Source organism: Candidatus Omnitrophota bacterium (assembly GCA_028716165.1).
Lineage (GTDB): Bacteria > Omnitrophota > Gorgyraeia > JABMRG01 > JABMRG01 > JAQUQI01.
The window spans coordinates 202,631-224,991 of sequence record JAQUQI010000001.1 but is presented as its reverse complement, the minus strand read 5'-3'; the positions used below and the strand labels follow the sequence as shown (position 1 = coordinate 224,991).

The 22,361-nt window shown below is 45.2% G+C and carries 21 protein-coding genes; all 21 read left to right on the top strand.

Annotated elements, in window-relative coordinates; all coding sequences use genetic code 11:
• Entirely contained in the window at window positions 1-522 is a 522-nt protein-coding gene (locus PHV77_01035) for a ferritin family protein (protein MDD5503885.1), read from the top strand.
• A complete protein-coding gene (locus PHV77_01030; protein MDD5503884.1) occupies window positions 491-727 on the top strand; it encodes a glutaredoxin domain-containing protein in 237 nt (78 codons plus the stop codon). Before PHV77_01035 ends, PHV77_01030 begins: the two co-directional genes overlap by 32 nt.
• Window positions 724-1,638: an FAD-dependent oxidoreductase gene (locus PHV77_01025; protein MDD5503883.1), complete on the top strand. Its 915-nt coding sequence runs from the start codon at window positions 724-726 to the stop codon at window positions 1,636-1,638. Before PHV77_01030 ends, PHV77_01025 begins: the two co-directional genes overlap by 4 nt.
• Before the next feature lie 15 nt (window positions 1,639-1,653).
• Window positions 1,654-2,301 (top strand): N-glycosylase/DNA lyase, encoded by a 648-nt coding sequence (locus PHV77_01020; GenBank protein ID MDD5503882.1) that lies wholly within the window; start codon window positions 1,654-1,656, stop codon window positions 2,299-2,301.
• Window positions 2,302-2,459: 158 nt separating this feature from the next.
• Complete coding sequence (locus PHV77_01015; protein ID MDD5503881.1) at window positions 2,460-3,077, top strand: redox-sensing transcriptional repressor Rex; 618 nt, start codon at window positions 2,460-2,462, stop codon at window positions 3,075-3,077.
• Window positions 3,078-3,204: 127 nt separating this feature from the next.
• On the top strand, window positions 3,205-3,576 hold the full coding sequence (locus PHV77_01010; GenBank protein MDD5503880.1) for a response regulator: 372 nt from the start codon (window positions 3,205-3,207) through the stop codon (window positions 3,574-3,576).
• 17 nt (window positions 3,577-3,593) lie between these two features.
• Window positions 3,594-4,100 carry an NAD(P)H-dependent oxidoreductase subunit E gene (locus PHV77_01005; protein ID MDD5503879.1) on the top strand — a complete coding sequence of 169 codons (507 nt, stop codon included), beginning with the start codon at window positions 3,594-3,596 and terminating at the stop codon, window positions 4,098-4,100.
• Entirely contained in the window at window positions 4,093-5,298 is a 1,206-nt protein-coding gene (locus tag PHV77_01000; GenBank protein MDD5503878.1) for an NADH-ubiquinone oxidoreductase-F iron-sulfur binding region domain-containing protein, read from the top strand. Before PHV77_01005 ends, PHV77_01000 begins: the two co-directional genes overlap by 8 nt.
• Complete coding sequence (locus PHV77_00995) at window positions 5,291-7,216, top strand: NADH-dependent [FeFe] hydrogenase, group A6 (protein ID MDD5503877.1); 1,926 nt, start codon at window positions 5,291-5,293, stop codon at window positions 7,214-7,216. Before PHV77_01000 ends, PHV77_00995 begins: the two co-directional genes overlap by 8 nt.
• Before the next feature lie 50 nt (window positions 7,217-7,266).
• A complete protein-coding gene (locus tag PHV77_00990; protein MDD5503876.1) occupies window positions 7,267-7,608 on the top strand; it encodes a carboxymuconolactone decarboxylase family protein in 342 nt (113 codons plus the stop codon).
• Window positions 7,609-7,659: 51 nt separating this feature from the next.
• On the top strand, window positions 7,660-9,498 hold the full coding sequence (locus tag PHV77_00985; GenBank protein MDD5503875.1) for a cache domain-containing protein: 1,839 nt from the start codon (window positions 7,660-7,662) through the stop codon (window positions 9,496-9,498).
• A 3-nt stretch (window positions 9,499-9,501) separates the two neighbouring features.
• Entirely contained in the window at window positions 9,502-10,380 is an 879-nt protein-coding gene (locus PHV77_00980; protein MDD5503874.1) for an NAD(P)H-dependent oxidoreductase subunit E, read from the top strand.
• A 93-nt stretch (window positions 10,381-10,473) separates the two neighbouring features.
• A complete protein-coding gene (locus PHV77_00975) occupies window positions 10,474-12,195 on the top strand; it encodes an NADH-quinone oxidoreductase subunit NuoF (protein ID MDD5503873.1) in 1,722 nt (573 codons plus the stop codon).
• A gap of 2 nt (window positions 12,196-12,197) precedes the next feature.
• Window positions 12,198-13,943: an NADH-dependent [FeFe] hydrogenase, group A6 gene (locus PHV77_00970; protein MDD5503872.1), complete on the top strand. Its 1,746-nt coding sequence runs from the start codon at window positions 12,198-12,200 to the stop codon at window positions 13,941-13,943.
• Between the two features lie 181 nt (window positions 13,944-14,124).
• Window positions 14,125-14,412 (top strand): iron-only hydrogenase system regulator, encoded by a 288-nt coding sequence (locus tag PHV77_00965; protein MDD5503871.1) that lies wholly within the window; start codon window positions 14,125-14,127, stop codon window positions 14,410-14,412.
• Entirely contained in the window at window positions 14,396-15,652 is a 1,257-nt protein-coding gene (gene hydF, locus PHV77_00960) for a [FeFe] hydrogenase H-cluster maturation GTPase HydF (protein ID MDD5503870.1), read from the top strand. Before PHV77_00965 ends, hydF begins: the two co-directional genes overlap by 17 nt.
• The gene (gene hydG, locus PHV77_00955; GenBank protein MDD5503869.1) at window positions 15,649-17,145 is read left to right on the top strand and encodes a [FeFe] hydrogenase H-cluster radical SAM maturase HydG; all 1,497 of its coding nucleotides are present in this window, start codon (window positions 15,649-15,651) and stop codon (window positions 17,143-17,145) included. Before hydF ends, hydG begins: the two co-directional genes overlap by 4 nt.
• Before the next feature lie 2 nt (window positions 17,146-17,147).
• On the top strand, window positions 17,148-18,176 hold the full coding sequence (gene hydE / locus PHV77_00950) for a [FeFe] hydrogenase H-cluster radical SAM maturase HydE (protein MDD5503868.1): 1,029 nt from the start codon (window positions 17,148-17,150) through the stop codon (window positions 18,174-18,176).
• The gene (locus PHV77_00945; protein ID MDD5503867.1) at window positions 18,173-19,108 is read left to right on the top strand and encodes an NAD(P)-dependent oxidoreductase; all 936 of its coding nucleotides are present in this window, start codon (window positions 18,173-18,175) and stop codon (window positions 19,106-19,108) included. Before hydE ends, PHV77_00945 begins: the two co-directional genes overlap by 4 nt.
• A complete protein-coding gene (locus PHV77_00940) occupies window positions 19,089-20,399 on the top strand; it encodes a radical SAM protein (GenBank protein ID MDD5503866.1) in 1,311 nt (436 codons plus the stop codon). The genes PHV77_00945 and PHV77_00940 overlap by 20 nt, the downstream gene beginning before the upstream one ends.
• 83 nt (window positions 20,400-20,482) lie before the next feature.
• Window positions 20,483-22,285 carry a glycoside hydrolase family 15 protein gene (locus PHV77_00935; protein MDD5503865.1) on the top strand — a complete coding sequence of 601 codons (1,803 nt, stop codon included), beginning with the start codon at window positions 20,483-20,485 and terminating at the stop codon, window positions 22,283-22,285.
• The last annotated feature ends 76 nt before the right edge of the window (window positions 22,286-22,361 follow it).

The following is a 22,361-nucleotide window of genomic DNA, read 5'->3' as shown; positions in this document are numbered from 1 at the left end:
ATGGACGAGAGATATTCGGTAAGCGATATTATTGAAGTAGCTGTTGAGATTGAAAAAAACGGCGCCCAATTTTATTCAGGCTTTGCCAAAAAATGCAAAGACAAGGCTATCGCCCGGTTTTTTAACGATATGGCCGAAGAAGAGAAAAAACACGAGAAGGATTTTTTGGCCATACTATCTTCAATAGGCGGTTATCAGCCGTGCCAGGCGTATGGACAGGAATACCTTTATTATCTTAATGCCGTGGCCGGCGGTTATCTGTTTAAATCAGACGATGATTTTAGAAAAAGGGTTTCAGATATAGACACGGTAAAAGACGCGGTTGATTTCAGCCTTGGCATTGAGAAAGACTCTATACTGATTTACGAACAGATGAAAAAGATATTACCCGATAAAGACAAGCCTGTTATAGAGATGATAATAGACCAGGAAAAAAGTCATGTAAGATTAATATGGGGTATAAGGGAAAATTTATCCAAGGGAGGTTTATATGGCGCAAAAAATAATGGTATACAGCACTAATACCTGCCCTCATTGTTTGAGGCTTAAGGCATTCTTAAAAGAGAATAATATAGTTTTTGATGATATAGACGTGGCATCAGACCCTGCTAGGGCGGATGAGATGATTGAAAAAAGTTCTCAAATGGGGGTGCCTGTCGTGGATATAGACGGCGATATTATAATAGGTTTTGACAAAGCCGCGATAAGCAGTAAATTAGGCATATGACCACATATGATCTGATAATAATCGGCGCCGGCCCTGCCGGGATAACGGCGGCCATATACGCGGCCCGCAAGGGGATGAAGCTTTTGGTGCTGGGCAAGGATATAGGCGGCCAGGCATTGTGGGCCTCGGATATAGAGAATTACACAGGATATAATATAATAACAGGGGCCGAATTATCGGATAAGTTTAGAAAACACATAAAGCTTTATGGTATAGACGCCAGAGAAGACGAGACTGTTCAATCTCTTGCCAAAGAAGGCGGTATTTTTACCGTAAAGACCATAAAAGGTTCTTATAATGCCAGGGCCGTGATAGCCGCCTCGGGAAAGACCCCCAAAAGGCTTGATGTGCCTGGTGAAGAAGAGTTCCGGAATAAAGGCGTTGCTTATTGCGCTACCTGCGACGGGCCAATTTTTGCCGGCAAAAGGGTTTGTGTCGTAGGCGGCGGAAATTCCGCTATTACCGCGGCCATAGCGCTTTCAAAGATCGCAGGCTTTGTCAGCATTATTAATAATGATGAATTGCTTTCCGGAGACGCTATTTTGCAAAAGGCGCTTGAAAAAGCCGGAAATGTTAAGGTATATAACAGAGCTGTTGTGCGCGCTATAACCGGCAATAAATTCGTAACAGGCCTGGACATAACATTGCCGCATGGCGCGGAGCATTTGCCTCTTGAAGGCGTATTTATTGAAATCGGGCTTACGCCTAATTCCGGTTTTATGGAAAATATAAAGAAAAACTCCGAGGGCGAAATAGAGATAGACTGTCTTTGCCGGACAAGCGAAGAGGGGTTATTCGCCGCGGGAGACGTAACCAATGTGCCTGAAAAACAGATAATAGTTGCCGCCGGCGAAGGCGCCAAGGCGGCGCTGTCCGCTTTTCGTTATATCGTGAGCCGTTTTAGCCTATAAAATAACTTCTTTATCATGTCTTGTGCCAATATTAAAAACCTTCTATATGAGTATAAGATTAAAAAAGCAGGCATTACCGCGAGGCTAAAGTCTTTTAAGAGGCCTTTGCCTCTTACGCCGAAACAGGCATTTGAAGAGCTCGCGTTTTGTATTTTTACCCCGGGCTCAAAGGCATTAAACGGGGCGCGGGCTGTTAAGAAACTGAAAGCAAAAGGCCTCTTATTTACCGGAAGCAGGGTCCGGATAGCCGCTAATATAAATGGCATTGTAAGGTTTCACAACAATAAGGCTTTATATCTTACTCTGGCAAGGAATGTTTTTGTAAAAAAATCCGGCAGTGGTTTTAAAAATATTTTTAATGCCGCTAATCCCCGCGAGGCAAGGCAGTGGCTGGTTTCCAATATTAAGGGGATAGGGTATAAGGAGGCAAGCCATTTTTTGCGCAATGTCGGCCTTGGCCGGGACCTGGCTATACTTGATACCCATATCCTTAAGAATTTAAAGAGATTAAATATTATAAAAGAAATTCCCCGCTCCATCAGTAAAAAAACCTATTTATTTCTGGAAGGCCGAATGAGGCGGTTTTCCGAAACCGTTCATATACCGCTTGACGAATTAGATCTTTTGTTTTGGTCGCGCGAGACAGGTTTTATCTTTAAGTAATCGCCCGCATTATCTATTTGTGATGGTTTTGCATGGATTGCCTGGTTTGATTTTATTCTTGACACAGCTTAAAAAATGAGTTAATATAAAAACCTATTCGTGAAAAAAAGCACAGTATCTGTGAAATTAATTACAGATTTAAGATAAGTGATTGCTTTATGAAAGAAAAAAAAATTCCCACAGGGACCATATCAAGGTTATTCGCTTACTTAAGAGAAGTCAAGGCCTTATCCGAGCTTAATATAGGCAAGGTGTCGTCATCTACTATAGGCGCAAGGCTTAATCTAAGCGATGCCCAGGTGAGGAAAGATCTGGGTTTTTTCGGCTCCTTTGGCATAAGCGGAGCAGGGTACAATACCAATGAGTTAAGAAAGGCCCTTGAATCCATATTAAGAAAAGACCAGGATTGGAACATATGCATTGCGGGTGCCGGCAGATTGGGTTCCGCATTAATGATATATCCGGGCTTTGCCAAAGACGGGTTGAATATTGTCGCGGTATTTGATATAAACCCGAAAAAAATAGGAAAGACCATAGCCGGTATTACTATTGAGCCTATGGAAAAGATGGCTGATATTGCCGCGGCAAAACGTATATCCATAGCGATAATAACAACGCCTGCCCGCGCGGCGCAGGCGGTTGCCGACAAGATAATCGGATCAGGCATACGCTGTATAATGAATTTTGCTCCTGTAAAACTTAATGTGCCCGAAGGTGTCAGGGTTGAAGATGTGGATCTCTCCCGCGCGCTTGAAACACTTACTTTTTTTGCCTGAATTGGTGATTGTAATCGCGCGCCGGAAAGGCCGGCAGTTATCCTGACTGCGGGGTTTCAAACTCCGGCACATGGGACGGGGTATAAATTTTGGGTTTATCGTTTCGGTGGAAAATCAGGAGGGTATTATGGCCAGGATTTTAATGGTGGATGATGACAGGGAATTTGCCGAAGCGGGCAAGGCTGTGCTTGAGGCAAAAGGGCATAGCGTGTCCATGGCCCATAATGTAAAGGATGCTGAATTGATAATAGACAAAGAGGCTTTTGATATTATATTTCTTGATATTATGATGCAGGAGGCTGATGACGGCATAGCTTTGGCGGCCAGGCTTAAGGCCAAAGGCCTGCCAACGCCCGTAATAATGCTTAGCGGCGTAAGTAAGGTTACCGGATACGATTATGGCAGTTGTGATGAAGTATTGCCTTGCGCCGGATTTCTTGAAAAACCTGTAAGCCCGGAAGACCTTATTAATAAGGTCAATTCAATCACAGGAAAATAAACAGGGGGCCTGGTTTTATGGTTAAACAATGCGCTGTAACAAAAAAGACGGTAAAAGACGGCAAAGAAATTATCGTGTGTGATGAAACGCGCTCAAAATTATTGCCTGTATTGCAAGGCATACAACAGAAAAAAGGATATATATCGGATAAGGATATGCAGGAGACGGCCGACAGGTTCGGGATACACCCTGTTGAGGTGTATTCTGTGGTAACCTTCTACGCCTTTCTTACGTCAGGCCCGAAAGCCAGGCATACGATACGGATAAGCAATTGTATGCCTAATATAATGGCGGGCAGTGGGAAGATACAAAAGGAGTTTGAAAAAGCCTTAAAGATAAAAAAAGGCCGCCCGGGTAAATATAAAAATATAGTTCTTGAAGAGACCGGATGCATAGGCATGTGCGACCAGGCGCCCGCCGCTTTAATAGACGGTGAACTGGTCGGCAATATTACGCCAAAAGATGTCAAAGATATAGTCCGCAGGCTTTCAAAGAAGCCATTAACAAGGAGAGATTATGCCTGAAAAAAGAAAAGGCGCGGTCATCTTCAGCGAAATTATTCCGTACGCGGGGTTAAAAAAAGCCATAGAGCTTGGCAGGGCCGGTGTATTGAGCCGGATAAGGGATTCGGGCCTTCGCGGCAGAGGAGGGGCGGGTTTTCCCGCCGGCATAAAGCTTAATCTGGTATCTGCCGCGCGTTCTGAAAAAAAATATGTTGTCTGTAACGCGGATGAAGGCGAACCCGGAACTTTTAAAGACAGGGTAATGCTTTTGGAATATCCGCGCCTTATCTTTGAGGGTATGGCTATTGCCGCTTTTGCAAGCGGCGCTGATACGGGTTTTTTATACCTTCGCGGCGAATACAAATCGTTTACGGGTTTTCTTGAAGGCGTTCTTGAAGGGATGCGAAAAGAAAACGCCCTGGGCATGTCCATTATGGGCAGGCAGGGTTTTGATTTTGATATTGAAATAAAACTTGGCTCTGGCGCTTATGTGTGCGGCGAAGAAACAGCATTGATAGAATCGCTTGAGGGCTGCCGCGGCGAGCCGAGAAACAGGCCGCCTTTTCCGGTAAATACGGGCTATAACGGTTATCCGACGGTATTGAATAATGTTGAGACATTCAGTAATTTTGCTCATATTGTGGAAAAAGGCGCCGATTGGTTTAAGAGTTTCGGCACAGCGAAATCAACAGGGACAAAACTACTAAGCGTATCAGGCGATTGCAAAAGGCCGGGCGTCTATGAAGTAGAGTTTGGTTCCGATATAAAGTCTATATTAAAAATTGCTGGCGGAGAAAACGCTAAGGCGGTCTCTGCCGGAGCCTCCGGGGAGATTGTCGCCAGAAGGCATTTTAGCAGGGCTGTCTGTTTTGAGGATTTCTCAACAGGAGGCTCTCTTATAGTTTTTTCAAAAGAACGCCGCATGCTTGAAGTCGTGGAGAATTTCTTGAGATTTTTCAAGGATGAATCATGCGGCCAATGCACTCCATGCAGAGAAGGAATTCCCGTTCTGCTTGAAGGCTTAAACATGATAAGAAATGGGCTTTGCAGCAAGAAATATCTGGATGAGTTATTGTCTTTGTCCGAGACTATGCAGACAGCCTCAAAATGCGGGCTGGGCCAATCGTGCCCCAAGCCTTTCATATCCGCGATCGGCCATTTTAAGCGGGAGTATAAGCTGTCAAAGGCGGTAGAAAAGGAGAAAGAATTTCATGGCTGATAATAAAGCTTTCGCGCGTGAGACATCAAGGGCGCCTGTAAGCCAGAGAAGGCAGGAAACGGGCGAGATAAAAAAAGACGCTATTGGGGGCGACATTACGGTTAATATTGACGGCATAGCCGTAAAGGTTGCCATGGGCACTACCATACTTGAGGCCGCGCGTATGGTAAATATAAAGATACCTACCCTCTGCCAGCATGATGATCTCTGCCTGGCGGGCGTATGCAGGATATGCGTTGTTGAAGTGGACAATGAGCGGACTTTACAGGCATCCTGTTCGTATCCCATATTCGGCCCGATAAATATAAGGACATATTCGCCGCGTATTCGCCGTGCCCGGCGCAATATAATACAATTATTGTTAAGAAACCATTATGGCGAGTGTTATTCGTGCGCGCGTAACAATAACTGCGAATTGCAGGTATTGGCAAAAGAATACGGAGTTACTTCTTATAAATTCGGGCACATCAAGGCCCCGAGATATGATAAAGACCAGTCAAGCTATGCTGTTGAGCGCGATATGAATAAATGCATACTCTGCCGGCGCTGTGTCAGGACATGTATTGATTTGCAGGAGGTAGGAGCTTTGGAGGCTGTGCACAGGGGTGCCGGCACAAAAATATCCACCTATATGGATATGCCTTTAAACGATGTAGTCTGCATTAACTGCGGCCAGTGTATCAATAGATGCCCCACCGGAGCATTAAAGGCCAAAGACCCTGCTGAAGGAATATGGAAGGCTATTGAAGATGCCAAAAAGCATGTTATCATCCAGACGGCGCCGAGCCCCAGGGCTGCTATCGGCGAGGAATTTGGCCTAAAACCGGGTACAAGTGTTACTAAAAAGCTGAACACTGCCATAAAACGCATAGGTTTTGACAAGGTTTTTGATACCAATTTTACCGCGGATCTTACGATAATGGAAGAAGGGACCGAACTGCTTTTAAGGCTTAAAAAGGCCATTGCCGGCAAAGACAAGAGTGTCAGGCTTCCGCAGATAACATCCTGCTCGCCGGGATGGGTAAAATTTATTGAACATTTTTATCCCGGTAGATTAGGCCACCTGTCAACAGCCAAAAGCCCTCAGCAGATGTTCGGCGCTATAGCCAAGACCTGGTATGCCGAAAGGAATAATATTGACCCGGCTGATATAGTTTCTGTTTCGCTGATGCCGTGTTCAGCGAAAAAATTTGAATGCCAACGCCCTGAAATGAACAGTTCAGGGTATAAAGACGTGGATTATGCCCTTACGACGCGTGAATTAGCGGGCATGATAAAAGAGTGCGGCATAGACCTGCCGAATTTGCCCCTGTCTGATTTTGACGATCCTCTTGGAACCGGCAGCGGCGCCGGGCTTGTTTTTGGCGCTACGGGAGGAGTAATGGAGGCTGCCATAAGGACGGCTTACGAACTGGTTACAGGCCGCGAGGCGCCTTTTGAAAATTTACGCGTAATGCCTGTAAGGGGAGTGGAAGGAATAAGAAAAGCGCAGATTATTATCAAAGATACCCTGGAGCAATGGAAGTTTTTAGAAGGCGTTACCCTGAAGGTTATGGTAGCGCACGGCACGGCTAATGCCAAAAAAGTCATGGACATGCTCTGCGAAGGACAGCTGGACGACTATCATTTTATTGAGGTAATGGCATGCCCGGGCGGTTGCATTGGCGGCGGCGGCCAGCCTATACCCACAGGCCCTGATATCAGGGGCGCCCGTATAAAGGCAATCTACGCCGAGGACGAAAGCCTTGTATTAAGAAAATCACACGAAAACCCTGTTGTCAAACAAATATACGAGCAATATTTTAAAGAAGGCCCATGCGGCCATCTTAGCCATAAATTGCTGCATACAGGTTATACCGCCCGCGGCAAATGGATAAATGTCAAAAAAACAAAGCGCGGGCCCGGCTCCGGCAGTTGATAAGGCCTGTTTTATCTAATACGGCAACCGATATAAAAAAGAGGCGTGATATGAAATATGGATCAGATGATATATTGAAGAAATTCCAGGCGCTTATGAATGATGTCAAAAAGTCTGTGCCCGGGCAATACGAGGCTTTTATTCAAAGCAAGAATGCTATGACCGGAAAAGGAAGGATAAGCCAAAAAATGAAATGGCTTTTACTCCTGGTTGCCGGCGTTAGCCAGAAATGCCCTGTTTGCATACCCAGGGCTGTCAAGCACTGCCTTGACGCGGGCTGGTCCAAGGATGAAATGATAGAGGCGTGCATGGTGGCCGTTCTTGTCGGAGGGGCAAGCGTTATGACGTATGCCCTGCTTGCCGTAAACTCTATTAATAAAATACGCCGATAAATCTATCTGGCAATACCGCGCGGTACTTTAGGCGGGAATGGAAAAGGTTTTATGAAAACCCGTAATTTGAAATTTTATATATTTTTCACGCTGTTTCTTCAAATTGTTGTAACAGCGCTCCTTACGGCCTTTCTCGGCTATTATACTATACAGCATGATATTGTAGCCCGGGCGCAAAAAGAGGTCGCCAAAAAAATAGAGGCCGCCCGTATAGTATATGACAATGAATTGGAGAAAATAAAAACAGCCCTTATCCTTACCCGAGATACCAAAAGCCTTATATCCGTAAAAGGCATATTGGATGTTGATTATGTCTATGAAGTGCCGGTATCCTTAAAAGACGCGGTCAAAAGCGATATTGTCCGCGCCGCGTTTAAAGGTAATCTTTGCGGCGGCAGCCGGATTATAGAAGCCGATGAATTGAAGGCCATCTCCAATGTATTGCTTGACAGGGTAAAAACCAAGATAGAATATACGCCCATGGCCAGGCCCGACGATAAGCTTTTTTCCGAAAGCGCGCTTGCTATAGAATACGCCATGCCGGTAATGGATGAGGCCGGAAATGTATCGGCGGCACGTTATGCCGGGAGGATAATTAACAGGGATTTTGCCCTTGTGGATAATATAAGAGACGTTGTCTTCGGCCATGAATTTTACAATAATCTGCCGGTAGGGACCGTTACGATATTTCAAGACGACGTCAGGATAACCACCAATGTCCTGACCCTTGCAAGCCAACGCGCTATAGGCACAAGGGTATCCGAAGAAGTATACGATAAGGTCATGCGAAAAGACGGTTATTGGAACGGCAGGGCCTTTGTAGTCTCTGATTGGTATCTTACCGCGTATAGGCCAATAAAAAATTTGACCGGCGATACCATAGGTATATTATATGTGGGGATGCTTGAAAAACCGTTTAATGATTTGATGATTGAACGGTTTCTGATGTTTTTGGCCATCATAGCCGTAGCGGCTTTTCTGGCGATGTTCACTTCTTATATACTTGCCTCAAAGATATTGAGCCCTTTATACAAGGCCCTTGACGCGTCAAGCCGCATATCGCAAGGAGATCTGTCGTCCAGGCTTGTTGAGAATAGTTCAATCAAGGAATTTGACCGGCTTGCGGGCGCGTTTAATGCTATGGCCGTAAAATTGTCGGAACGGGAAAAAAGCCTTTTGTCTTCAAAACAGGAATGCGAGATGATGAACAAGAGCTATCTGGATCTCGTCGGATTTGTGTCCCACGAGCTGAAGGGCATATTGGCTTCTATAATATTGAATGTATATTCGCTCAATAATAAATTACTCGGGCCTATCAATGAAGCGCAGACAAAGGCGCTTGACTCTGTTTCGCGCAACCTTGATTATCTTACGCAGACAGTAAAGAATTTTCTCAATTTGAGCAGGATTGAAAAACAGGAGATGGTATTAAGAAAAACGGAGTTTTTTATAAAAAAGGAAATATTTGACCCCTCCGTTGAGGCGCTTATACATCAGGCCCAGGATAAGAAAATGACTATACAAAACAATATAGCCGGTGATATAAAAGTCACGGCTGATTCGGGCCTTCTGCGTATTGCGGCAAACAATCTCTTGACAAACGCGATAAAATATGGCAAAAGGGATGGAAATATAATCCTTTCCTCAAGGGTCTCCGAAGGCTATATAGAGATAGAGGTGTATAATGAAGGCAAACCCATATCGGTTATTGATATGGACAGGCTTTTCAAAAAGTTTTCGCGCCTTCATTATGAAGGCGAGGATAAGGTCAAGGGGACGGGCATCGGCCTTTTTATCACCAGAGAAATCATACGGCTTCACGGCGGCAGTATATGGGTTGAGCCAAAAACTGGCGGCAATTCTTTTATTTTTAAGCTAAAAAAAGGTTAAAAAATGCGCAATACTATTTTGATTATTGATGATGATAAGGATTTTGTTGAAGCTATTTCAGTGCTCCTTAACAACAGCGGTTATAATACTATAAACGCCTTTGAGGGCACGGAGGGCGTGCAGAAGGTGAAGAGTGAATCGCCTGATCTTATACTGCTGGATATGATGATGTCTTATAAGACGGAAGGCCTTGACACGGCAAAGATCATATCGGAGGATGCCGCCAGTAAGAACATACCGATAATACTTATCACGGGCGCGCACAAGGAGATTAATTTCCCGGTTGAACTCAAGCCTGATCCCAAAAATCTTCCGGTAAGGGCTATTGTTGAAAAGCCCATAAAACCCGAGGCCCTGCTCAAGCTGATAGAAGGCCATATTAGCAAGACGGGTAAAAGGCATAGAGAGATAATAGATGAAATAAATACCCTGGCCGAAAGATGGAAAGGGAAAAAAGGCTCTCTTGTCATGATATTGCATGAAATACAAAATCACTATGGGTATGTCCCAAGAGGAATATCGTTTGAATTGTCGCGCATGCTTGATGTCCCGCTGGCGCGCATATACGAGGTTATAACTTTTTACAATTATTTTAAGCTTGACCCGCCGGGTAAATACACAATTTCCTTGTGCATGGGTACCGCCTGCTATCTGAAAGGCGCCAACGATATACTCCAGGAGTTTAAGAGCATACTTGACATTGAAGAAGGCCAGACTACGCAGGACGGTTTATTCCATTTGCAGATAGTCAGATGCCTTGGCTGCTGCGGGCTCGCCCCTGTTGTAATGATAAATAATAAAATACACGGCAAGGTAAAGAAAGAAGATGTGTTGAATATAATCTCCGCCTACGTAAAAGAATCCGCCGCGGAAACAAAATAAAGGCCAAACTAAATGTCAAAAATCATAAAAAACGATATTGACCAGATAAGGAATAAATTCAGGAAAGAACCCAAGACGTGCATAAGGGTAGGCATGAGCACATGCGGTATCGCCGCGGGCGCTTCGGCCGTTTTTGACCTGATAAAAAAGCTTATAGATGAAAAAGGCCTTGATGTTTGTCTTAAGAAGACAGGATGTAACGGCTTGTGTTTCGCGGAGCCTGTAGTTGAAGTTAATACTGCCTGGTCAGGGCCGGTGATTTATAGGAATGTTAATGAAGACGTTGCCCGCAGTATTATTGAACAGCATATATGCGGTAAAAAAATCTTTGACTCGGCCAGATATGAAGATAAATCCGGAAAACAACTCAAGGTCGTATTAAGAAATTGCGGCGTCATAGATCCCGAAAGCATAGATGATTATATCGCCCGTGACGGTTATCAGGGGCTCAAGGCCGTATTAGCGGGCAAAAGCCAGGACAATGTGTTAAAACAGCTTAAGGACAGCGGCCTGCGCGGCAGAGGCGGCGGAGGCTTTCCTACGTGGATGAAATGGAATTTTGCCAAGGACATAGAGGCCGATGAAAAATACGTAATATGTAATGGCGACGAAGGAGACCCCGGGGCTTATATGGACAGGGGCATATTGGAAGGCGACCCTCATTCCGTAATAGAGGGCATGCTTATAGCCGGCTACGCGACAGGCGCGAGCAAGGGTTTTTTCTACATAAGGGCCGAATATCCGTTGGCCATTAAGCGGATACAAAATGCGATAGAACAGGCCAGAGGATACGGCCTTGTCGGCAACGGAATATTAGGCAGTGATTTCAACTTTGAACTTGAGATACGGCTTGGGGCCGGAGCCTTTGTCTGCGGCGAAGAAACAGCGCTTATCGCCTCAATTGAAGGCAAGCGCGGCGTCCCGACTCCGAGGCCGCCTTATCCGTCTGTCAGGGGTCTGTGGTCAAGGCCTACTGTTATAAACAATGTGGAGACATTGGCCAATGTGCCTGTTATATTCACGAAAGGGGCCAAGTGGTTTTCTTCCATAGGCAGTCAGAATTCTAAGGGCACCAAGGTATTCGCGCTTACAGGAAAGGTCAAGAATTCAGGGCTAATAGAAGTCCCCATGGGTATAACGATAAGAGAGATCGTTTATGATATAGGCGGCGGGTTAATAGATGATAAAAAGATCAAGGCTGTTCAAACCGGCGGGCCCTCCGGCGGCGTGATACCCGTGGAATACATTGATACGCCTGTAGATTATGAGAATCTGCAAAAGCTCGGCTCTATTATGGGCTCGGGCGGAATGATAGTCATGGATGAAACCGATTGCATGGTTGATATTGCCAAATTCTATCTGGGTTTTTGCGTGGATGAATCATGCGGGAAGTGCGCGCCTTGCCGTATAGGCGGATACCAGATGCTTGAGTATCTAAAAAAGATTGCCTCCGGCAGGGCCTCAATGGATGATATCGTAAAGCTTGAAAGAATATGCAATACTGTAAAACGCGCTTCACTCTGCGGCCTGGGCCAAACCGCCCCCAATCCCGTATTGTCAACTTTAAGGTTTTTCAGAGACGAATATGAAGAGCATGTAAAGCTTAAAAAATGCCGTTCAGGCAAGTGCGCCGAACTTATGACGTATCGCATAATTACCGAAAAATGCAGGCGCTGCGGGCTCTGCGCGAAAAATTGTCCCGTCAAGGCCATAACCGGCGATTCCAAACAGGGCTATACTATAGACGCGGCCAAGTGCGTAAAATGCGGAAAGTGTTTTGAGGTATGCAAATTTGACGCCGTTATTAAGGAGTAATTATGATAAAAGCTAAAATCAACAACATTGAGGTCAGCGTCAAAAAAGGAACCAGCATACTTGACGCGGCCAAAGAAATACAGATAAATATACCGTCTCTTTGCAAACACCCTGATCTTGATGCCACAGGGGCCTGCGGCATATGTATAGTAAAAATAAAAGGCAGTAATAAGATGCTGCGTTCGTGCTGTACCCCGCTGGAAGAGGGTATGGACATAATAACCCATGATGATGAATTGCAGGACATAAGGAGAAATGTCTTAGAGCTTATACTCTCCAACCATCCCAACGACTGCCTGAAATGCGCAAGAAACAATAATTGCGAATTGCAGAAGCTCGCTTCGGACTTCGGCATAAGAGAATCGGCTTTTCCCCAGTTTTTGCGGCAGATACCCAATGACGATTCAACAAAGACAATAACCCTTGTGCCTGAAAAATGCATATTGTGCGGAAGATGCGTCCAAGTATGCCAGAAACAGCAGGATGTGTGGGCCCTTTCTTTTCTGGAAAGAGGCCACAGCACCAGGATATCGGCGGCAGGGGACATAGAACTGGCAGAAAGCCCCTGTATAAGATGCGGGCAGTGCTCCGCCCATTGCCCTACCGGGGCCATCGCTGAATACGATCAGACGCCCGCGGTCTGGAAAGCGCTTTATGATAATGATAAGTACCCCGTGGTGCAGATAGCCCCTGCTGTCCGCGTTGCTCTTGGAGAGGCCTTTGGGTGCAGGCCGGGGGAGAACCTGACTGGCAAGATCTACACTGCTTTAAGAAGGATGGGGTTTAAGGCTGTCTTTGACACATGTTTCGGCGCTGATCTTACGGTAATAGAGGAGGCGTCTGAATTTATAAACAGGTTTGTCCATAAGAAAGGCCCGCTTCCGCTTATTACCACATGCTGTCCTTCGTGGGTTGATTTTATGGAAAAGTTTTATCCCGATATGATAGAACATTTTTCGTCGGCTAAATCCCCCCATGAAATGGTGGGCGCTTTGGCAAAGACCTATTACGCGGACAAGAACAAGATTGAGGCATCCAGGATATTCATGGTCTCTGTAATGCCGTGCACGTCAAAAAAATACGAGATTGCCAGAAGCAAGGAAATGTTTTCATCAGGCCAGCAGGATGTTGATATATCTATCACGACAAGAGAATTAGCCCGCATGATAAAGCAGGCAGGCATTGATTTCCTAAACCTCCCCGATGAAGAACCTGACCATATGCTCGGCGATTATACCGGGGCGGGCGTGATATTCGGCGCCACAGGAGGCGTTATGGAGGCTGCCATAAGAACAGCGTATTTTTACGCGACAGGCGAAAACTTAAAAGAGGTGGAATTTACGCCTGTAAGAGGATTGCTGGGCGTAAAGGAGGCCGAGATAGACATAAAAGGCGCCAGGGTCAGGATAGCAGTGGCCCATGGCATGGGTAATGTTGAATGCGTATTAGACAGGGTCCATGAAGCATCCGCTAAAGGCAAAGAAATACCTTATGATTTTATAGAAGTTATGGCATGTCCGGGCGGGTGTGTAGGCGGCGGCGGCCAACCCTACGGAGCCACTGACCAGTTAAGGGTGATAAGGGCCAAGGGCTTGTATCAGGATGACAGTGACAGGAAGTTAAGATTCGCGCATGAAAATCCATATATAATCAAACTGTATAAAGAATTTCTGATAAAACCGTTAAGCGAGAAATCACACAAGCTTTTACACACTCATTATCTGCCAAGGCCTCTTTATAGAAAGTAAAAGGCTCTTTCCGGCAAGGGCCTTTAAACATAATCGTTCTGCGGTAAGGATTGAAAATCTAAAGCCAAGGAAACCATGTATTTAATATTTCCCCAAACTTACCGCTTATTTTTGGTAATTTTGGGGTTTATTTTTTTAAAAGAAATATTTTAAGAATCAAACGCGTAAAAAGGCGCCACCGATGGCAAATACAGACAAACGCCTGGGATTTATTGGTATTATAGTAGAGGACAGGAAGAAAAACGCCCCCAGGGTAAATGAGATACTCTCCGGTTACGGGGATATCATATTAGCGAGAATGGGTGTGCCCAGCGGCAAAAAGGGCCTTAATGTTATAACTCTGGTTGTTGACGCGACAACAGACGAATTAGGCGCCTTGACGGGTAAATTGGGAAAGATCGCGGGCATAAGCGTCAAATCATCGTTGAGCAAACCGTATGCGGGAGGCCGTGATGCTCAAGACGCCTAAATCCCTCCGCCTTCAGATAGGGCTGTTTGGCCGCGTCAATACGGGCAAATCCGCGTTTCTTAATTATATAACCAATCAGGACGTATCCATAACCTCGCCTGTTCCCGGGACGACTACTGACATTGTTGAGAAAACGATGGAGCTTCTTCCTATAGGGCCCGTGCTTTTTATGGATACTGCCGGTATTGACGATATATCTTCGCTTTCTTCCCTGCGCCTTAAAAAAACCGAGGCCGTATTTAAAAGGGCGGATATATATACGTTAATTATAGAGCCCGGCATATGGCAGGATTATGAGGAATCCATAGCCCGGCGCGCGGAAAAAGAGAATGCCCCTCTTATCATAGTAATAAATAAATCCGATACCGGTATGCCCAATAAAGATTTTATTGATAAGGCGGGTTCTTATACGCGGCATATAATTATTTCATCAAGCATTGATAGCAAACGCCGGAATGCTACCATACATGAATTCAAAAAATGCCTTATTGATATAGTCCCGGTAGATTTTTTAAAACCTCCTCCTATAATAGGCGACCTTATGCCGCAAGGAGGCATTGCCGTATTGGTGGTCCCGATAGACATGGAAGCGCCGAAGGGCCGGATAATATTGCCACAAGTGCAGACCATAAGAGACGCCCTGGATAACGGCCAGATGGCGCTTGTCGTAAAAGAGGACGGATATATTAATGCCCTGCGCGGATTAAAGGTACCTCCCGCGATCGTGGTCTGTGATTCTCAAGTCGTCCGCCAGGTTTTTGACCAGACCCCGCGCGATATAAAATGCACCACATTTTCAATATTATTCGCGAGAATGAAATCCGATCTCCAGGCCATGGCCAGGGCCGCGCGCGTTATAGACAAACTGGTTTCAGGCGATAAGGTTCTTATAGCCGAGAGTTGCAGCCACCATCCGATAGAGGATGACATAGGCAGGGTAAAGATACCGTGGTGGATAAAAGATTATACGGGCCAGGATATCCGCTTTGATTCCTGTGCCGGCAGGGATTTTCCTGATAATCTGAAAGAATACAAGCTGATTATACAATGCGGCGGATGCATGGTATCAAGACGGGAGATGCTGGCAAGGATGGAACAGGCCGCCGCCCATAACATTGCCATGACAAACTACGGTATGTGCATATCATACGTGAAAGGAGTTTTACCCAGGGCATTGTCCCCATTTAACCTTAACGCCGGAGTAGTATCATATTCGGAGAGGAAAGAGTTTTTACAATGAATATTTGCGGTCAGGATTTGAGGCAGTGGTCTGAAAACAGGCCGGCCCTGTGCCAGGTTGAAAAATACCTGAAATCAGGCAGGGATTTTATTGATGAGAGTTTAATACTCGCAAAGCTGGATACGTGTAACGGTAATGATAAAAAAAGAATAAGCGATATAATAGACAAGTCCATGAGCATACAGTCATTAAGCCTTGAGGAGACGGCATACCTGTTAAACGTTAAAGACAAAGACCTGATCTTGCTGATGGCGCGGGCCGCGGCGGAGATAAAGAAAAAGGTGTATGATAACAGGATAGTGACTTTTGCCCCGCTTTATCTTAGCAATCTATGTGTAAATAACTGCCTTTATTGCGGTTTCCGAAGCTCCAATAACCGGTCAAAAAAGGTATTGCTTAGCCTTGAGCAGGTCAAATCCGAGGTAAAAGTGCTTGCCGGAGAAATAGGGCACAAGAGGCTTGTTGTCGTTTATGGTGAACATCCGGATTGCGGCATAGACTATATGGTAGATACGATAAAGGCCATATATGACGTAAAGGTAAAAACAAAAAACGGGTTTGGGAATATCAGACGGGTTAATGTTAATGCCCCGCCTCTTAGGGTGGAAGAGCTGGCCCGGTTGCGTGAAGCGGGAATAGGCACATACCAGGTTTTTCAGGAGACTTATCACCGCGATACTTACAATACGGTCCATCCGCACGGCACCATAAAAAACAATTATGGATGGCGCTTGTATACCATGCACAGGGCGCAGGAGGCCGGTATAGATGATGTCGGGATAGGCGTCTTGTTCGGGCTTTATGATTGGAGATTTGAGGTCATGGGCCTTGTCGCGCATTCATTGGCCCTTGAGGAGGATTTCGGTATCGGCCCTCATACTATTTCGTTTCCCAGACTTGAGCCTGCCGATAACACGCCTTTTATAAGCGCCTTGGGGCATAAAGTATCAGACGATGATTTCAAAAAGCTTATTATTGTTTTAAGGCTGGCAGTTCCTTATACAGGCATGATAATTACCGCGCGCGAAACGCGGCAGATGAGGCGGCAGGCATTGGCGCTTGGTATCACGCAAACAGACGCTTCTACAAAAATAGGCATCGGCGCTTACTCGGACAATGACGCCTGCCTTGACGGCAAGAGAGAACAGTTTATCCTTGGCGATACCGGCAGTCTGGAGGAGGTAATAGGCGAGTTTGCCTCAATGGGGTATATAAGTTCTTTTTGCACGGCAGGTTATCGCTGCGGCAGGACAGGCAAGTGTATTATGGAATTATTGCGCAGTGGGCAGGAAGGGAAATTTTGCAAGCTTAACGCGGTATTGACATTCAGGGAATGGCTTGATGATTTCGCGACAGAAGAGGTAAAGAAAAAATCCGAACCTGTTATAGAATCGGAGATAAAACAGATAAAAGAACAGATGCCGGATATGTTTTGCGAATTTATCAAATTATATGAGCGGGTAAAAAAAGGCGAGAGAGACCTTTATTTTTGATTATGCCGGACATAAAAAGAGAAGATATCCTGCGATGGTTAAAGTCTGATGACCCCGGCGCTCTTTTTGCCGCGGCAGACTCCGAGCGGGCGGCGCGTTTTGGAAACGAGGTCCACATAAGAGGTATTATAGAGTTTTCCAATTACTGCGCGTGCAACTGCCTGTATTGCGGATTAAGGAAAGGTAATGGCCTTGTCAAGCGCTACAGGATGAGCGCCGGTGAAATAATAGACACAGCGCTTGGAGCAATCAGGCACGGTTATAAGACGATACTTTTACAGTCGGGCGAGGACAAGGCCTATGGCACGGATAACCTGTGCGCTATAATAAAGAGGATAAAATCAGAATCAGATTGCCGTATTACATTGTCGTTAGGGGAGCTGGATTTTGACGAATATAAAAGTCTCAAGGATGCCGGCTCCGATAGATATCTCTTAAGGTTTGAAACTTCAGACAGGCCTCTTTTTAAAAAGCTAAAACCCTCTTGCTATGATAACAGGATATCCTGCATAAAACGCCTGAAGTCTTTGGGGTTTCAGACAGGATCCGGTATCATGACAGGCTTACCGGGTCAAACATATGATACGCTTTGCGATGATATACTTTTAATGCGGGAACTCGGCCTTGATATGATAGGAATAGGCCCGTTTATACCTCATCCCAATACGCCTCTTGGAAATAATGTCCCGGGCGGGCTTGAGTTGGCATTGCGTGTTATAGCCGCGGCAAGATTGGCATTGCCGCTCGCCCATATACCGGCGACAACGGCTATCGGCACGATTGCTAAAGACGGTATTGAAAAGGCTCTCAAATGCGGTGCGAATGTTTTTATGCCGGACATTACTCCGCCGGCTTTTAGGAGCCATTATGATATTTATCCCGGTAAATTTTGCATTGGAGAAAACCCGCTGGATTCAATGGCCCGGGCAAAGGCCATGCTGGAGCGGATAGGAAGATATGCATCGCATAATGCCGGCGACGCTATGGCGCATGCGGGGGATTCTGTCCGAGGCTTTAAGGTAAATTTATGAAAGCGCTTGTTATAGGAGCAACGGGTTTTATAGGCAAGAGGCTTGCTACTAGGCTGGTTGAGCAAGGGCATGAAGTAATTTGTGCCGGACGAAAGCTGTCTTGCCTGGGCCGGATTTTATCAAAAGTTAAACCTGTTTATATTGATATTGAGGATATCCGGTCCGTGCAGGATGTATTAGGCAAACAAAAGCCTGATATAGTGTTTCATTGCGCCGCGCTCGTCGGTAATGGCCCGCTCAAAAGGCTTTTGAAGGTAAACAAAGACGGCAGTTATAATGTTTTTAAGGCCTGCCTTGACCAAGGCGTTAAAAGGGCCGTATATTTGAGCTCTATAGCGGTTATAAGCGGAAATAGCGCGGCCCCTCTTAAAGACGATATGCCGTATTCATTTACCAATAGATATGGTTGTTCAAAAGTTGAGGCTGAAAAAGCGGCATTTTTATACAGGCAGAAAGGCCTTAAAATATCTATAATTAGGCCTGTTATGGTATACGGCGAAAATGAACCCCATCTTTTGCGTTTTATATGCAGGCTTGTAAAAAAAAGGCTGATACCGGTTATCGGCACAGGCTCGGCGAGGATACAACTTGTCTATATTGACAATGTGGTAGACGTAATGGTTCAGGCCATTGTTAATGAAAAAGCTTATGAAGGCACGTATATAGTAGCTGATAAAGAAGTTTTGACTATAGCCGAGTTCCTTGAATATACGGCAAAATGCCTTAAAGCGAAACCGCCTTTGTATCTGCCGGGGTTTCTTATCGCGGGTTTGTCTTTTATGCCCTTTATCAGGCATAAGGTTTCGTATTTTACCAAAGACAGGCTTTACAGCATAGACAGGATAAAAGAAGATTTGGGGTATTTGCCCCGCGTAACAACTTATGACGGGTTAAGGAGAGCGGTTTGCTCATATGAAAATGGACAAGCTTAAACTTATTGTTGCCGATAGAAAAGGCGGGATATATCCTGTTTCAGGCCTTGCCCCATGCGGAATGAAAGCAGGCATATTTTTTCCATTGTCAGCGGATGATCTGATTGAGCTTCCCGCTGCCAGCGAGCTTTTTATCATGCCGGACAGGGCCCCCATAGGATATGATAAAAGCCTAAAAAAATACATTGCCGTGAAAAGGGACCCGTATTCAAAAAAAAGGCTTCCATGTTTCGCGGTTTCAGCCTTCCTGTCGCCCGGTTACACGATAACGTATAATTGCTGTTATGTTGAATCGGAACATGCCAGGCCCCTGCCTCTTTTTTCGTATTCCGCCGTATGCCTGTATAAAGAAAAATTATACACTGCCGCCATGAGGGTTGATAAGGAATTACGCCAGGACTTGCGGTTTATGGATATTGCCAAGATCAAATCAGGCATAAGGAATGCCCGGAGATTATTTCCGAAAAACAGGCTTTTCAGGCATCTTGAAAAGTGCGCCCTGTGCTATGCCTGTCCCGCGGCAAAAAATCTTTTTCTGGCTCGTTACGAAGCGCCTCTTCCTTCATCGCCGTATTGCAATTCAAGATGCGTAGGGTGCATATCCCATCAGCCCGATAAGAGATGTTCTATCACCCAGCCCCGGATAAAATTTGTCCCCAGCCCCGATGAAATAGCCGAGGTGGCCTTATTCCATATGGGTAATGTCAAGGACCCTATTGTTAGTTTTGGGCAGGGCTGTGAGGGAGAGCCTTTAATGGTATCCGATACGCTTGAGGCAGCTATCAGAATAATAAGAAGCAAATCGGGCAAGGGCATTATCAATTTGAATACAAATGCAAGTAAGCCAAAAGCCGTGGAGAGATTATTTCGGGCAGGCCTTAACAGTATAAGGGTCAGTATAAACAGCGTGCAAGAACTTTATTATGACAGGTATTACAGGCCGGCGGATTACAAGTTTAGCCATGTAATGGAATCAATTAAAAAGGCAAAGCAGGCTTCAGGGTTTGTCTCAATTAACTATCTGTCCTTACCCGGGTTTACGGATTCCAGAAATGAATCAGACGGGTTCCTGTCTTTTATCAGGTCGTCGGGTATAGACATGATACAGCTAAGGAATCTTAACATAGACCCGGTTTATTATTTCAAGTCTATTGGATTTTCTCCGGAAAAGGAAGAACTTTTGGGCATGCGTAAGGTAATTATGGGCCTGCGCCGCAATTTTCCGTCATTGATGCTGGGTTACTTCAATCCGTCAAGGCAAAGGATATCAAGGAAGCGAAAAATATCTTGACGCCTGACAGCTTCGGGCTTAATAGGCATTGACATAAAACAGGCCTGTGTATAGAATAATGTTATTGAGCCGGATATATAAATATGAAAAATTATGATTACGCTATAATAGGCAATTGCACTACAGCGGCCCTGATAGGAAGCGACTGCTCCATTGACTGGCTGTGCCTGCCGTATTTTGATTCGCCCTCTGTCTTTGCCCGGTTATTAGATGAAGGCCTTGGGGGCTATTTCAGGATCAAAGGCGTTGATACGATAAGCATTACACAGGCATATATACCGCGTACCCCGATACTTAAAACGGTGTTTGTCACCAAAGACGGCACCTTTGAAGTAAGAGATTATATGCCCAGGTTTATCAATGCCAGAGAAGAGTGCTATTGCCCGCCCGAGATACACAGGGACATTTTGCTTGTTTCAGGCAACCCTAAGATAATTTTTGAATTAAAGCCTATGCCTAACTATGCCTGCGCGCAGGCTGATTTGTGCAATGAAGGCGATTATATCAAGATTATATCCCAAAAGGGCGCATATAACAGTTTTTACCTGTATAGCAATCTTGACCTTGACAAAATAATCAGGTCTGAACCTATGGAGTTAAGAGCTACCTCTTACGCGCTTTTTTCCTATCATGAGAAGCTTGAGGATATTAATACCGATAAGGTCTATATTGAATATGAAAAGACCAAGACATACTGGCTGGATTGGGCCTATCGGACAAATGTGCCCGGGCAATTCAGGGATATGGTTATAAGGTCGGCTATAACGCTCAAGCTTATGACATATCAAAAGACCGGCGCTGTTATTGCCGCCCCCACAACATCGCTTCCGGAGATAATAGGCAAGGACAGAAACTGGGATTACAGGTATTGCTGGATACGCGACAGCGCTATGGTAGTGGACCTGTATATAAGGATAGGACATTTAAAGACAGCGTCAAATTATATGGATTTTATTCTAAACCGCATGCTTTCCAAGAGGGCCAATATATCCATTATGTACGGTATAAACGGAGAAAAAGTGCTGGAGGAAAAACTGCTTGAACATTTAAGCGGATATGAAAATTCCAAGCCTGTGCGCATAGGCAATAACGCGTATCGCCAAACGCAAAATGATATATACGGCCAGCTGATAGAAGCCATATACACGTATTTTGTGCTAAATAAAAGGGTCAAGATAGATTTTAATGAGGAGATATGGACAGCGGTCAGGACATCGGCTTTTATAGCGTCACAGCAATGGATGATGCCCGATCAGGGCATGTGGGAACGCAGGCAGGAGCCCAGGCATTATGTCCATTCCAAGCTGATGAGCTGGGTGGCAATGAACAGGGCCGCGGCCATAGCCAAAAGGATAGGCAAAAACCAGTATGTCCGCAAATGGCTTGAAATAGCTTCAGAGATTAAGGACGATGTCTTAAAAAACGGCTGGAATGACAGAATAGGCTCATTTACAATGTATTATGGTTCGGATGAGCTTGATGCCGCTAACCTTCTCATGCTGCATTATGGTTTTATTGACAAGGCCGATGCCCGCATGAAAAATACGGTCGCAAAAAGCATGGAAATGCTGGTAAAGGATAATTTTGTTTTCAGGTATCTCGGAGATGACGGCCTTGGCGTGCCGAAAAATTCTTTTATTGTGTGTATTTTTTGGATGATAAATGCTCTCTATCTTATAGGTTGTAAGGACAAGGCAAAGCTTATGTTTGATAATATTATAAGGCATGCCAACAGGTTCGGGTTATTTTCTGAAGACATAGAGCCCGGGACAGGACGCCTTACCGGTAATTTTCCCCAGGGCTATTCCCATATGGCATTTATACAAACGGCTTTATTATTACAGACAGATTACAATTGGAGTGACGTGCCCAATCCCGCGAAATAAAACCTGCCACCTGCCTTGATTTAACATAATGTAAAATATTCTGTGCACTTTCAGTATAAAAGTTCATTGAAATCAC

Excerpts from the sequence above, each read along its gene's own strand:
- PHV77_00975 (MDD5503873.1), top strand. The coding sequence starts at position 10,474 with ATGAGCACATGCGGTATCGCCGCGGGCGCTTCGGCCGTTTTTGACCTG.
- PHV77_01005 (MDD5503879.1), top strand. The coding sequence starts at position 3,594 with ATGGTTAAACAATGCGCTGTAACAAAAAAGACGGTAAAAGACGGCAAA.
- hydE (MDD5503868.1), top strand. The coding sequence starts at position 17,148 with ATGCCGGACATAAAAAGAGAAGATATCCTGCGATGGTTAAAGTCTGAT.
- hydF (MDD5503870.1), top strand. The coding sequence starts at position 14,396 with ATGCTCAAGACGCCTAAATCCCTCCGCCTTCAGATAGGGCTGTTTGGC.
- PHV77_01030 (MDD5503884.1), top strand. The coding sequence starts at position 491 with ATGGCGCAAAAAATAATGGTATACAGCACTAATACCTGCCCTCATTGT.
- PHV77_01035 (MDD5503885.1), top strand. The coding sequence starts at position 1 with ATGGACGAGAGATATTCGGTAAGCGATATTATTGAAGTAGCTGTTGAG.
- PHV77_01025 (MDD5503883.1), top strand. The coding sequence starts at position 724 with ATGACCACATATGATCTGATAATAATCGGCGCCGGCCCTGCCGGGATA.
- PHV77_01010 (MDD5503880.1), top strand. The coding sequence starts at position 3,205 with ATGGCCAGGATTTTAATGGTGGATGATGACAGGGAATTTGCCGAAGCG.
- PHV77_00985 (MDD5503875.1), top strand. The coding sequence starts at position 7,660 with ATGAAAACCCGTAATTTGAAATTTTATATATTTTTCACGCTGTTTCTT.
- PHV77_00995 (MDD5503877.1), top strand. The coding sequence starts at position 5,291 with ATGGCTGATAATAAAGCTTTCGCGCGTGAGACATCAAGGGCGCCTGTA.
- PHV77_00970 (MDD5503872.1), top strand. The coding sequence starts at position 12,198 with ATGATAAAAGCTAAAATCAACAACATTGAGGTCAGCGTCAAAAAAGGA.
- PHV77_00980 (MDD5503874.1), top strand. The coding sequence starts at position 9,502 with ATGCGCAATACTATTTTGATTATTGATGATGATAAGGATTTTGTTGAA.
- PHV77_00945 (MDD5503867.1), top strand. The coding sequence starts at position 18,173 with ATGAAAGCGCTTGTTATAGGAGCAACGGGTTTTATAGGCAAGAGGCTT.
- PHV77_01015 (MDD5503881.1), top strand. The coding sequence starts at position 2,460 with ATGAAAGAAAAAAAAATTCCCACAGGGACCATATCAAGGTTATTCGCT.
- PHV77_00965 (MDD5503871.1), top strand. The coding sequence starts at position 14,125 with ATGGCAAATACAGACAAACGCCTGGGATTTATTGGTATTATAGTAGAG.
- PHV77_00940 (MDD5503866.1), top strand. The coding sequence starts at position 19,089 with ATGAAAATGGACAAGCTTAAACTTATTGTTGCCGATAGAAAAGGCGGG.
- PHV77_01000 (MDD5503878.1), top strand. The coding sequence starts at position 4,093 with ATGCCTGAAAAAAGAAAAGGCGCGGTCATCTTCAGCGAAATTATTCCG.
- PHV77_00935 (MDD5503865.1), top strand. The coding sequence starts at position 20,483 with ATGAAAAATTATGATTACGCTATAATAGGCAATTGCACTACAGCGGCC.
- PHV77_00990 (MDD5503876.1), top strand. The coding sequence starts at position 7,267 with ATGAAATATGGATCAGATGATATATTGAAGAAATTCCAGGCGCTTATG.
- hydG (MDD5503869.1), top strand. The coding sequence starts at position 15,649 with ATGAATATTTGCGGTCAGGATTTGAGGCAGTGGTCTGAAAACAGGCCG.
- PHV77_01020 (MDD5503882.1), top strand. The coding sequence starts at position 1,654 with ATGTCTTGTGCCAATATTAAAAACCTTCTATATGAGTATAAGATTAAA.